We start from the raw sequence: 11,852 nt of genomic DNA, 5'->3' as shown, positions 1-11,852 counted from the left end.
GACCGGGTACCGCCACCGCGAACGTCCGCCATCGCGCCGACGCCTCCCTCGTGGGCCCGACAGACCGCTCCAGTCGACGCGGTATCCGGCCGCTGCTCGTCGTAAGCCGCGCAGACTTTTGTGGCTCGCCGCCCCACTGCCGGCTATGGCAGACCGATCGTCCCCGCGGTCGGGGCCGAAACTCGCGGGGCGACCCGACGGATCAGCCCCATCCTCCGGGACCGGACCGAGCCCCATCCTCGAACTGCTCGCGATCTTCGTCGTCGTCTTCGTCGTCCAGGCGCTCACGGCGTTCGCCGGCGCGATGACCGGCCTGTTCGTCCTCGCACCGCCGCTGGTCGACGATCCGTGGACGATCGTCACGAGCGTCTACGCCCACAAGACGGTCGGGCACCTCCTCTCGAACAGCGTCGCGCTGATCGTCTTCGGCTGGCCCGTCGCGCGGGCGACCACTCGGGTCCGGTTCCACACGTTTTTCCTCGTCACGGGCGCACTGGCCGGGGTGTCCCAGATCCTCGTCACGGGCGCGCTCGCTTCGATACCGATCGTTCCGGCATCGCCGACGGCCGGCGTGCTCGGCGCAAGCGGTGCGGTTTTCGCCGTACTCGGCTACCTCATCGCCTCGAACCGGCTCTCGGACGCGTTCGCGTCGGTGATCGACGTTCCGCGCTGGGCTACCCTCCTGGTCTTTTTCGTGCTCGCGGCGATCGTCACGCTGGCGACCGCCCAGCCAGGGATCGCGCTGGTCGCACACTTCACCGGCTTCCTGCTCGGGCTGCTGACCGGTCGAATCCGGGTGTTGAATCCGTAGTCGAGCCGATCCGGTGCGTCGAGGGGTCTCGCGGACGGACGAAGCCACGACAGTCGCCGATGTCGGCGGTGCTGTCGTTCAGTAGGTTTTTTGCTCGCTCGTTGTGATTCGGTAGCCAACAGGTCACCGACGATGAACGACTATCGGCTCCGGCTTTCGCTACTGATCCGCATGTGCGCGGCCGTTGGCGTGCTCGCGACGCTGTCGGTCGTCGTCGCACTCGTCGTCGCCCTTCTCGGCGGAGCGCTGGGGATCGTCGCCTGGGAGTGGATCGGGACCGGCCTCGAACTCGTCGGGCGGTTCCCGGGAATCAGCGACGCGACGGCCGTCTCACCCCCGGCCGCAACCCTCGTCGCCGCGGTCGGCCTGATCGCCGTGGTGAACTGGTGGCCGCTGATAACGCGCTACACGCCCGTCGAGTACCTATTTCGGCCGACCCCGTCCTCCCTGGCCGTTACGGGCTGGGTGCTCGGCTGTCTGTACCTCCTCGTGGTCGAGGGAAGCGCGGCGACGACGTGGGCGATCGCCGAGGCGCTCTCGCCGATCGAGAGGCTCCTGCTCGGGTTCGGGCTGAGCGGACTCCTCGTCACGGTCCTGCTGGTCGTCGAATCGCGTCGGGAGATCCGTCGTCTTCAGGACCAGCTCGTCGCGGACAGCGTCCCCGCCGCGGCGGCCAACCCGGGGCTCGAAGCGACTGTCCGGCGGCTCGCGAAACTCGCAAGCGTTCCGGAACCGGACGTCTACGTTACCGAGTCGGACCGTCCCGAGTCGTTCACCGTCGGGAGCGGCACGTCGGCCGTCGTGGTGGTGTCGGCGGGGCTGTGCGAACGGCTCTCCGGAAACGAACTGGAGGCCGTGCTCGCCCACGAGGTCAGCCACCTGGCGAACGTGGACAGCCGGCTCATGTCCGCCGCGATCGTCCCGGTGGTGATCGCCGACGACTGGATCGAGCGGGACTCGCGGGACGTGGGCGACCGGCTCTGGAACCTGTTTTTCGGGGCCCTGAAACGCTACGGCCAGTTCGGCGTCGCCGTCCTCTCGCGGGGGCGGGAGTACCATGCGGACGCCGGTGCGGCCGCGCTGGTCGGTTCGCCCGCGCCGCTGGCCAGCGCGCTCGCGACGCTGGACGGCGCCAGGCACAGGCCGGCGACGGACCTCCGGGCGTGGGAGCAGTCGATCGTCGCCCTGGATATCCTCCCGCCCGCGCTCGAGGACCGCGTCTCGGGGCCGTTTCGAACCCATCCCCCGACCGAGGACCGGATCCGGCGGTTGGAGCGTTTGGCGGCGGCCGCCGGAGAGTGATCCACAGCGGCGTGGTCCGGGACCGACCGTCGCCGGCGATCGAGCCGTGCGTGCGGTTCACGTTCCGGTGTCGAAACACAAGGTACAAATACAAACCCGAGTTAGAAACGGGCGAGGGCTCGTAGATCAGTGGCAGATCGCTTCCTTCGCAAGGAAGAGGCCCCGGGTTCAAATCCCGGCGAGTCCACTCCGATTCTGCAACGTTTCGAATTGTTCCGATAGTCGTAGCTGTAGCTCCTGAGGAGCAATTCTGCAGTCGTACGTCGAGCGTACAAACCCCCTCTCAAAATCGAGTGAGTGAGGGTGCGGGATTCGCATCCGCGCTGTCCTGCGATTTTATCGAAGGAATTCGGGGGTGGTCGGCGTGACGATCGCGACTCGGTTGTCAGTCGATCGGTCGACGTGCCTCCACTGCGGGGCCCACGTCACCGATCGGTTCCGTCGCGTCTTCGGTGACGATCGCGATCGGGCCCATCGCTGTGGCGAGTGTGACACCTATGCGCGACTGAGCCGCGGGTCCGCAGCTGGCGCGGACGTCGAGATACCCGATCCGGAGACGTCGCCGGGACGTCACGGAGGGGAGGCAAATGCGTGATGGGGCGTTCGTCCCGGCGAATCGGCTGTACGATGTCGAAACCGGGACGCCCATAGCCCACCCAGCGACGCAAGCGACGGACGAGCAAGTTCGTCGTGCGATCGAAAGCCGAGGTGAGTCGGCGTGAGCCGCCTCGTCGAATCCGACGAGTGCGAGCGTTGTGGCGATCGCGTCGATGCACTTCGCCGACTGTGTGCTGACTGTACGCGCGACGTCCGCGATGCGCGGGAGGGTCCGCTATGAGTTCGCGGACGTCGGAACTCGAGAGTCCGACGGCCAGCGGGGACGATCGCGACCTCGAGGCGGAACTCGCGAGCGCGAGTGCGGGCCACGTCGGTATCCCCGTTGATGCGATTTGCGTGGGCTGTGGGCGGACTCGCGTCAAACGCGCCGATCTCGAGGAGATGGGACAGCACCCGCAGGTCGATCTAACGACGATCGAAGTCGCGAACCTCGAGTCGTTCAAGCACGTCTGCCACCCGTGTCAGGGGGCAACGTGGTGGAATCCGGTGGCGGTGTTGACCGGTCTCCTCGAGAGTGAGCGGGGTGAGTAGCGGTGGTCCAAGTCGAGACGACACCGCACGAGATCGAGGGCCGCTGGAAGTGGCCCGACTGGGACCGTGGTCCGTACGACGCGCTCTCGTCGGTGATGCTGGGGCCGCCATTCGAGGGCTACCTCGAACTGAGTACCGAAGTCGACGGCGAACCGTGGTGGCTCGAGGTGAGATACAGCAAGTCGGGGTTCGCGCCGCGGTTATCGGACGGGATCAACGCCGAACGGCTGTACGAGTGGGACATCGTGGGCCGCGGGCAGGACGAAAAGAAAGCGTCGTTCAACATCTCCCCGAGGTTTCCGAACATGCGCCACTGGGAGACCGGCGAACCAGTGCAGCTCCCGTGGGAGAATCAGGTCGGCGAGACCGAAGGCGTCGACGTCGAGTACCACACGAGCAACATCGAAGCCGAGCGCGGCCTCGAGTTGCTGCCGGAGTTCTTCGCCGCAATCTTCGAGGAGGCGGAGGAACGGGTTCACCCGGAGTACTTTCGGGCCGATCCGCACCCGGCGAGCACGATGTGGGCGTACGAGCGGTACGTCCGAATCCGGCGCGAATGGGCGCGAAAGCTCTCGTCGGCGGGAGTTCTCCAGAAAGTCGCGCTGTATCTGTCCGACCTGGAGGGCGTCAAGGCCGAACTGCACATCGACAACACGGAGGTGATGAACCACCAGAACCGGCTGTTCCTCGAGCCGTCGTCAGTATCTGAATTGCTGCCGGGCCACACCTACGGCCGCAAGTTCGAGATCTACCAGCTGAAGGATCCAGACGCGGTATCAAAGGATCACCCGTCGTACCATCCGAAGGTCGAGGTGCTAGTCAACAAGAAAATGAACGGTGGTCAGGCGTGGGCGTGGGCCGATCGCCACGAGGTGACCGAGGAGATCGACGAGACGCTGCTGAACGCGCTGCACTGGGAAGACATCCCGCTGGCCCCGGACGGAAACGGCGTGTACGTCGCGGACGATCACTTCGACGCAGTGGCCCGTGACGATCTCGTCGAACTGTACGAGGATCCGACGCCGCGCCTCGAGGCGAAGACGGACCACCTGTTGATGACGACGCTGCGGGACATGGGCGAGACGGCTCGCGACGTCACCGAGACGGTCGCGACCGACGGCGGTGCGACCGTCGACGACCTCGCCGACCAGCTGGGGAAACACCCCGCGACAATCTACCGGGCGATCAATGATCTCGGCGAGATCCTCGAACTCGACCAGGGGAACGTCTCGTTCCGGGCCCGGAAGTATCGCGAAGAGCTGCGGGCGCTCGTCGAGAGCGCCGAGTACGCGATCGAGAGCTTCGCCGATCGCATCCAGCACGTGATGGGCCTTGCCGATCACGTCGCCGAACTTTCTCCGTTCCAGGAGTGGCTCGCCGAGAACGGCGCCGAAATCGAGTTCGACCAGAACGGTGACCCGGAGCGAGTCAGGGTCGACACGATCCTCTCGGAACTGAAAGCAAGTAGCTTCGAGAACGTCGCGACGATCGCCACCGAAGCCCTCGAGAAGTGGTCGAAGTCAGGGAACGACCCGGCAGTCCTTAGCGGCACGCGGATGACCTGGAAGACTCCCGGCGGCGGTACCGAGGAAGGATTCGTCGGCGCGATCGCCGATCGCTGAAGCGGCCTCGATAGTGGCAACACTATTCTGGCACCTTGTTTCGGCAAGTCTGATTGTCCTATAGCGGTGACTGTCCAATTCTGGTTGTAGTTCTCGCCTCGAGGACAGGGTCGGCGGCGCGATCGCGCCGCGAGCCGGCGGGGTCGTTTCGCGCTTCGCGCGAAAGCCCCCTTGGCGGGTGTCGCCAAGGCGACAGCGCCAAAAAATTACAGTATCTTACCCACACTTCCACACCGCAGTTGTTCCAAGGGATGCACTCGAAACGGCCCTCAATCGCAATGAATATTTAGATTTGCAGATAAAACGATTAAGCATGTTAGTAGAAGTGGAGGAGGTCGCCAACTGGTTTATTGGGGGCATTGCAGCGCTCTTACTATGGTCCGTATTATCATCTCTAATCAACACACAAAGGCCGGAATCACAAAAACGAATTATCACCGGAATCGCTATAACCAATGGGTTTCTATTTGAACTTAGTGTCTCCCCAATTAGTACTTTTGCTGCTGAGTTAGTATCTCTGACTCCGTTACTTTCCATCGGTTACTCGAATTTCGTACAGAGTCTGATTTTGTTAGGAACTACATTTGATCTACTATACGGTCTATCGAAAATGTGGGAAGGGAGTGGTTGGTTAGGAGTTTTGGCATTTTGTGTTGGTTTTTTGGGAGGAATGTTACTATTATATTCACCCCTAATTGCTATTCTACTTATTTTCTTTACTATTCCTTCATTAGAGATTGCCCCGGCAGAACAGTGGGTTCGAAGATAGTCTGCTAAGCCCTTGAGAGCAAGCTATTAATCGTTTATATCCATGGATCATTCACTGTAAAAAGTGTGGAAATCATCCATAAATATCATTTCGTATCTCCTGAGAAAGCTCAATTGCTTCACTCATTGATGTCAGCCACACCATTGTTTCTTTGCGATCTGAATATTCGAGTGGAATATCATCATCATCATCCATTTTCTCCACAATACGCTTTACATATTCGTCATCTTCGCCGACGATCAAATCACAAAGTTCCTTAACTTCAATTTGTACAGAAAGATGACGTGTTTTTTTGCATATCTTAGAAGAGTATAACATCCCTAAGATGCACGCGATTATCACTCTCTCTTTATCCACGTCAGAGCACATTTATCGGCTTGAAATTCTTGGTCGCGGGTATTAAACCCATTGTTGCAACAGTGCAAAGGGGAGATGAATCAGTGCAATTTTGTAGGTGGTGGTAGTAGTAGTCACCATGAGCCCGAGTAGTGACTCAACCGAGATTAACGGCTACGCGGATACTTCCACGTTTGTCCGTCTTCTCGCGACTAAAGGGCGTGTCCGGATACTGGATGTGTTATTGAGAAGACCAGCATCAAAATTAACAGCGCAACAGATCTCAGAAGCCGCTGGCATTGATCCTGGTACGTTTAGCCGTAACAAAGACGTGTTGATAGAATTCGACATAGTTGAAACTCATAAGATAGATAATAAAACGCATTACAAAATAAATCTAGAAAATCCGGTCGTGAAAATCCTTGGCAAAGCTCATAACGAGTTGATGGAATATGCTCCAGAGTATGTTGCAAACACTAAGGTAAAAAAGAATGACTATATTGGGAGAGTGATGTCTATCGAATATAGTGGATCCGAAGATTTCCAGATTGCGAACGGCAAAGACTCGCCTGAAGAAGAAGAAGAGAGCGAATGGGATCCGACTGATGAATTGACAGTAAATAGGTGACTGGAAATATGGAACGAGATATTGATCGTGGGTTTCATCGTCCGTACTATCTGGTGAATTTCATAGATACAACTGATGATGAAATAATTGCTGAGTTAACAGAACGACATGATTTCCCAATCCCAGAAAAAGGAGCAAATGTCACCCTGACATCAGTCTATTACGAAGGTCCGATTGAAAGTGACACTCGAAAAGAAGAGACCGTCGGAAGGTATACTGTAGAAGATATTTCCTATGAATATAGTATTGTGAGCCCTCCAACTAACTCTGATGAACAAGAGGAGAAGGAAGCATCTGATGAGAATGAACAAGAGGAGAAGGAGGAACGGCCAGATGTAATGTTTGTCCGAGCTGATGTTGAAGTCACACCAATTCAGGAGTGATTATACTTTTTCTTCACCTGGACCTCTCTCACAGGCCCCAGGGGTCGGATGTCGTGACGATCGGTTTCCCGAATATGAACACGAGACGAGTACCGACCGTGTTCATATCGGGCCATGCCCATCGCGATCGCCCCGGCCACCGCGCCGCTCGAGGCGAGCCCCGACACCCTCTTTATAACATGGACCGGTTCGAGTGGACCGAAAAAACTAGGAATAGCGGATCGTGTTCACGGCTATGTCTCACAACGAGACTCCGGGTTCAGTCCGAATCCGAACCGACGACGGGAACGAATGGCGGTTCGACGCCATCCAGAAGGCCGCGAAATTCTACGACTGTAACCGATCGAACGCGATCGCGTTCGCGTGCAACGACGTCGACGAACTCGTGGCCGCGGCTCGACGCGTCCTGGAGCGCGACGATCTGACGACCAAGCAGCGACGGGAGATCGCGGAGACACTGAGCACGAGAGCTGTCAGTTTTGATGTTGAGACCGAGGTCGCCATTCAGACGAAAGGAGAAATGTAATGCACAGACCTGGATCGTTACTCGCGATAAGGATCTGTGGAGTACATCAAAGGTGAAAGCACCCAACAAATATGCCGGAACACTAATGTAACTTGACTATTATGTGGGCGATATGCAACGCCGAAAGCTATTGCTGTTGACCAGTGCATCGATTTCTGCTGTGCTTGCAGGCTGTGCAGGTAACGAAGATGATGTTGATGGCGATTCAAATGAGGATGGAAGCAATAGCGACACATCCGATGATGAAGATAGTGACGAAGATGCTGAGGAGTCTGATAATAGTAGTTCCGAGTCAGATGGCAGCAGCAATGATGATAGCGGCAAACCTTCGTTCGAGGTCAAATCACTTGATATGCCTGACGAGGTGGAAATGGGTGAAGAATTCAGTTGGTCGATTACCATCGAGAATACTGGTGATTCTGACGGCACATTTGAAACAGCTGTTTACGCGAAATTGGCCGATACTGATTTTGAGCACATTGGCGACCTTTCACTCGAAATCGCCGCAGGAAAGACAGCCACACATGAATCAGATACAGGTAGTGTCGACTACCTCACGCGTGCAACCTACAGATTCGAAGAACTCGATCTTGAACATGAAATCAGCGTCGTCTCTCGTTCATTGACGTTCGGGGAATCGTATGAAAACCCGGAAAATATTAAGACGACTGCATACGGGATCGATTTACGCGATCGCTATAATTACGAAGGGTATAACGGTGATACCGAAACCGAAGAAGCCAGTTCCGGTAACCAGTGGGCTTTCGTGGATTTTGAAGCTGTAAATGAATCCGGATCAAGCGGGTATGCCCCGCTCGAAATGGATATCAGCCTAATCGCTGAGGACGGCCAATTCGATTCGGAGTACATCAGCAAGGAGGAGGGTAAATATGAAGGAGGAGAGATCAATGATGGTATTACTCGTCAAGGATGGATCGCTTATGAGATTCCAGCCGACCTGACAGTTGCTGATCTTGAGGTGGCGTATAGCGATTCGGATTTCAATGGTGAATGGTCGGTCCGCTGGCGGTCTCAATAACATTCGAGATTTGTTCCTTTATTAATCACAACGCCATCATTGCGGGACCGTTAAGGGCGTGAATCCTCCCGTGTATTACGGCTACTGAGTTCGTTAAAACACATCTGTAATAGCGATTTTCGCCTGCTCGGTCCCACGGTGATCGCCACCTCCATGCCACCGAAGCAGCGGGAGATCGACCGATCGGAACATCTTATCTCGTAGAATCGTCAGCCCGCTACGCCCATGCGGGCGATACACCACGAAGCAGTACCAGCCGCCGTGCCGCCGCAGTTTCTCGTGATACTTCCGATAGATCTTGAAGTTCCCCGGTTGGCCGTTGGCGTGCTCGTGCATCGTCGATTTGATCTCGACTGGCGTGCCGTTGCCGAACTTGGCATCGTGCCAGCTGCACCGCGCAAGCTCGAACTGGCGCTTCTTGGCCATCCGTTTCTCGACGATCGTGCCGAAGTGGTTGGCGCGCTTCGATCGCGACCGACTCACACGAACCACGCGCTCCGCGCGCCGATATATATACTCCTCCGCTGGCCACGAGATCGCGCGCCCATTGCGATCGCCTCGTTCCCGCCAGGGAGCGAGCGCAGTGGGCTGTGGGCTACAGTGTAGGGGGCTCGCTTACGCTTTACAGCTTGACACCCCGACGCTCTCATGCGATCACCTGCTCGACGGTGTCAACCCAGTCTCGCTTCTCGCCGCCTTCGTCGATCTCCTTCCACCAGTTCGAGACGGTAGCGTGGCTGTAGGGGACGAACTCGGCGGTTTCGCGTGCCGACATTCCTTGCTTTCGACACTCCTCCATCGTCCAGGCCGCGACCTGCTTCACGTCCTGTTCGTCGATCGGGTCGTCGTCATCGTCGCCTCCAGGAGCGTTCCAGTTCCAGTCGGCCTCGTCGTTCGTGTGCGGCTCGAAGTCCGCGGGCGGGATGCCGGTCAGCGGCCGCGGATCGACGTCCTGAAGCTTCCCGCCGGAGATGCGCTCGGCGACGATCGCCTTGCCCTTGCTGTTCCGATCGGGTTTCTTGATGATCGTGCCGACGCGCCAGAGCAGCGGGTGGATCGAACTCTCGTCGTGGCCGATGTAGATGAGCGCGCCGTTGTACTTGCGGATCTTGAACACCAGCGGCCCCATCAGTTTCCGCACCTTCTGCCCGTCCGCACCGGTCCCCGAGGCGTTCGTCGAGAACTCGTCGCCGATGAAGAGCTTCGGCTGTTGGGGGTTCTCGACCGGGTCGCCGTCCTGCTCGACCCACTCCTCGAGGAGCGGGTAGTGCGGAATCCAGCCATCCTCGACGCTCCCGTCGTCGCGTACCCAGTCGTCGTTCCGATCGAGCGTGCGGATGTTCGATCCCACGAGGAGGTCGCCGTCGGTCCACCGGTCGCGCAGTTGGGCGAGCAGACAAGCGAGGTTCGTCTTCCCCGCGCCCATCTCACCCAGCACGACGATCACCGGTGCGGGTCCGGCGACGATCTCCTGGAGGCGCGTAATCGCCTTGATGCCAGCGAGGTCGGCCTCTTGCGCGGGATCGCCGATGTAGTGTTTCAGCGTGAGCGTGTCGCCGTTCTCGAGAGCGTTGCGGGCGGTATGGCTGCCCTCGCCGCGGAGGATGTTGCGGTTCTTACCGACGTCCATGTACGTCGCCGCGGCCTTGGTGTTCCACCGATCGGGGTCGTGATGGAGCGCCCGTACGGTCAGCTGCCGATCAACCTTCTCGTCGCGGACGAATCCTGAATGCGGGAGTACCTCGTCAGGATCACGTTCGAGGTTGTTGTTCTGGTACTCGCGGAAGCCACCGACCGTGTAGTTGTCCTGTTCGTCGCTCATCGGTCGGTCCCTCCGTCGGTCGCTGCCTGTTCTGCAGCCTGTGCGCGCGTCTGAGGTGGCCCGCTGGCCGTCTGGATCCCGTGTTCGTCCGCGTAGTCCTGGACGTGCGCGGTGACGTCTTTGATCTCGTCGATGTCGCGGTCTTCGGCGTCCTTTTTCGCCGATTCGAAGCGCTTCTTCACGGCCGTTCGCGGGTTCATCAGTCCGCGCTCGTCGGCTTCTGCTTCCTCGTTGATGACGTCGCTCTGGATTTGGAGGCCCATCTTGCTGATCCGACCACGAAGGCGATTATACTCGAGGAACGCCTCGACGAGATCGCCGTGGACGTCCTCGAGCATGGCCTTGGTCGTGACGAGTTTCGAGTCGGCCATCTGGCTGAAGTAACAGCCGGTGACGATCAGCGTCCCGGTCTCGCCCTGGTCCGGGTGCCAGTCGAACTCGCGAACCTCGAACGCCTCGTCGTCGTTCACCCGGTACGGACTCGGGCCTTCGACGACTTTCTCGTCCCAGAGCCCCGGCTCGACGTAGTACTTTTCGCGGGTGTCGGTCACGCCGTTGATGTGGTACACCTCGACCATGTTCCGACTGCGGAGCTTCCGTGCGCCCGTGATGAATAGACCGAGCAGCGGCGGGCCGAGCAGCATGATCGAGGCGATCCAGCCGTGCACGATAGGTGGGATGCCCGGCAATTCCGGCCGGAGCCAGATCAACGCGATCGCGATCGACATCACGACGCCTGCGACGAGCAACTGGGCTTCGGCGACGACGTAGGTCACTCGATCGCTCCAGGAGCCGAACGTGGCGCTGGTCTCGCTCATGCCTCGAGCACCCCGCTGTTTTCGGATCGGACGACGTAAGCGGCCGAGACGGCCGCGATCGTGACTGTCAATACCACACCCGAGAACAGCCCGGACTCACCGCCGAAGTGCCGGAACGGGTTTTGCTCGATCTGGCCGATCGAGACGAACACACCGCTCCCCTGCGAGAGTGACCGGCGCGTCGCGATCGCGACTCCCGCGCCGGGCCGATCGGTGACCGGCATGGTGACCGTGTTCGATCCCTCGTCTAACGAGACTTCCTGATAGTTGAAGCTCCCCGTTCCCTCTTCAAAGTCGCCGGCTTCGGTCATGCTCACTTCGGTTTCGCGATCGGCCTCGATTTCGATCGTGAACATACCGGGCCGGTAACTCCAGTCCGTGATTCGGGTCTCGCTGTCGATTTCTCTCAGATACTCGCCGTCGGTTTCGGCGACCGTCTCGTTCTGGTCGGTCTCGTTCGCCGGCTCGTCCTGGTCGCCGTCACGATCGTCGGGAGAGTTCGGACCTTGGTCGCCGGGGTACACTTCGTCGGTCTCGTTGGTATCGTTGGTCGCGTTCTCCTGCGCCGCGACGCCCATACTGCCCATGCCCATCGCGAGCGCGAATACCAGTGCTACTGCCGCTGTAAGTCTGAAAATCCTCTGCAT

General features: G+C 59.0%; 14 protein-coding genes and 1 tRNA gene. 10 read left to right on the top strand and 5 right to left on the bottom strand.

Annotation, left to right across the window (positions count from 1 at the left end; genetic code table 11):
• The first annotated feature begins 145 nt into the window (after window positions 1-145).
• The 6 genes from AC6I6X_RS18500 to AC6I6X_RS18475 all read left to right on the top strand — a co-directional run bounded on the left by AC6I6X_RS18500 (window position 146) and on the right by AC6I6X_RS18475 (window position 4,884).
• Entirely contained in the window at window positions 146-811 is a 666-nt protein-coding gene (locus AC6I6X_RS18500) for a rhomboid family intramembrane serine protease (RefSeq protein WP_497932033.1), read from the top strand.
• 132 nt (window positions 812-943) lie between these two features.
• Window positions 944-2,113, top strand: coding sequence for a M48 family metallopeptidase (locus AC6I6X_RS18495; RefSeq protein ID WP_497932032.1), 1,170 nt, complete (start codon window positions 944-946; stop codon window positions 2,111-2,113).
• Between the two features lie 115 nt (window positions 2,114-2,228).
• Window positions 2,229-2,300, top strand: a tRNA-Ala gene (locus AC6I6X_RS18490).
• A gap of 168 nt (window positions 2,301-2,468) precedes the next feature.
• Complete coding sequence (locus tag AC6I6X_RS18485) at window positions 2,469-2,708, top strand: DUF7563 family protein (protein ID WP_497932031.1); 240 nt, start codon at window positions 2,469-2,471, stop codon at window positions 2,706-2,708.
• A 239-nt stretch (window positions 2,709-2,947) separates the two neighbouring features.
• The gene (locus AC6I6X_RS18480; protein ID WP_497932030.1) at window positions 2,948-3,262 is read left to right on the top strand and encodes a hypothetical protein; all 315 of its coding nucleotides are present in this window, start codon (window positions 2,948-2,950) and stop codon (window positions 3,260-3,262) included.
• A 2-nt stretch (window positions 3,263-3,264) separates the two neighbouring features.
• Window positions 3,265-4,884 carry a DUF7845 domain-containing protein gene (locus AC6I6X_RS18475; RefSeq protein WP_497932029.1) on the top strand — a complete coding sequence of 540 codons (1,620 nt, stop codon included), beginning with the start codon at window positions 3,265-3,267 and terminating at the stop codon, window positions 4,882-4,884.
• Window positions 4,885-5,725: 841 nt separating this feature from the next.
• On the opposite strand, the gene AC6I6X_RS18470 is transcribed toward AC6I6X_RS18475, so the two are convergent.
• Entirely contained in the window at window positions 5,726-6,010 is a 285-nt protein-coding gene (locus AC6I6X_RS18470) for a hypothetical protein (protein ID WP_497932028.1), read from the bottom strand.
• 118 nt (window positions 6,011-6,128) lie between these two features.
• Here AC6I6X_RS18470 and AC6I6X_RS18465 point away from each other — a divergent pair, with 118 nt between their 5' ends.
• The 4 genes from AC6I6X_RS18465 to AC6I6X_RS18450 all read left to right on the top strand — a co-directional run bounded on the left by AC6I6X_RS18465 (window position 6,129) and on the right by AC6I6X_RS18450 (window position 8,565).
• Complete coding sequence (locus AC6I6X_RS18465; RefSeq protein ID WP_497932027.1) at window positions 6,129-6,617, top strand: winged helix-turn-helix domain-containing protein; 489 nt, start codon at window positions 6,129-6,131, stop codon at window positions 6,615-6,617.
• 8 nt (window positions 6,618-6,625) lie between these two features.
• On the top strand, window positions 6,626-7,000 hold the full coding sequence (locus tag AC6I6X_RS18460) for a hypothetical protein (RefSeq protein ID WP_497932026.1): 375 nt from the start codon (window positions 6,626-6,628) through the stop codon (window positions 6,998-7,000).
• 235 nt (window positions 7,001-7,235) lie between these two features.
• On the top strand, window positions 7,236-7,526 hold the full coding sequence (locus AC6I6X_RS18455) for a DUF7692 domain-containing protein (RefSeq protein ID WP_497932025.1): 291 nt from the start codon (window positions 7,236-7,238) through the stop codon (window positions 7,524-7,526).
• Between the two features lie 112 nt (window positions 7,527-7,638).
• Window positions 7,639-8,565: a DUF4352 domain-containing protein gene (locus AC6I6X_RS18450; RefSeq protein ID WP_497932024.1), complete on the top strand. Its 927-nt coding sequence runs from the start codon at window positions 7,639-7,641 to the stop codon at window positions 8,563-8,565.
• A gap of 93 nt (window positions 8,566-8,658) precedes the next feature.
• On the opposite strand, the gene AC6I6X_RS18445 is transcribed toward AC6I6X_RS18450, so the two are convergent.
• The 4 genes from AC6I6X_RS18445 to AC6I6X_RS18430 all read right to left on the bottom strand — a co-directional run bounded on the left by AC6I6X_RS18445 (window position 8,659) and on the right by AC6I6X_RS18430 (window position 11,852).
• Window positions 8,659-9,057, bottom strand: coding sequence for a PD-(D/E)XK family putative nuclease (locus AC6I6X_RS18445; RefSeq protein ID WP_497932023.1), 399 nt, complete (start codon window positions 9,055-9,057; stop codon window positions 8,659-8,661).
• Window positions 9,058-9,211: 154 nt separating this feature from the next.
• Window positions 9,212-10,387, bottom strand: a complete 1,176-nt coding sequence (locus tag AC6I6X_RS18440; protein ID WP_497932022.1) for a hypothetical protein — start codon at window positions 10,385-10,387, stop codon at window positions 9,212-9,214.
• A complete protein-coding gene (locus AC6I6X_RS18435; protein WP_497932021.1) occupies window positions 10,384-11,205 on the bottom strand; it encodes a hypothetical protein in 822 nt (273 codons plus the stop codon). The genes AC6I6X_RS18440 and AC6I6X_RS18435 overlap by 4 nt, the downstream gene beginning before the upstream one ends.
• Window positions 11,202-11,852, bottom strand: coding sequence for a DUF8063 family protein (locus AC6I6X_RS18430; RefSeq protein ID WP_497932020.1), 651 nt, complete (start codon window positions 11,850-11,852; stop codon window positions 11,202-11,204). The genes AC6I6X_RS18435 and AC6I6X_RS18430 overlap by 4 nt, the downstream gene beginning before the upstream one ends.

The sequence above is a fragment of the Halosolutus sp. YCN4 genome (assembly GCF_059736495.1).
The sequence above is the reverse complement of the archived record's forward strand: the minus strand, read 5'-3'. Positions and strand labels throughout refer to the sequence as shown.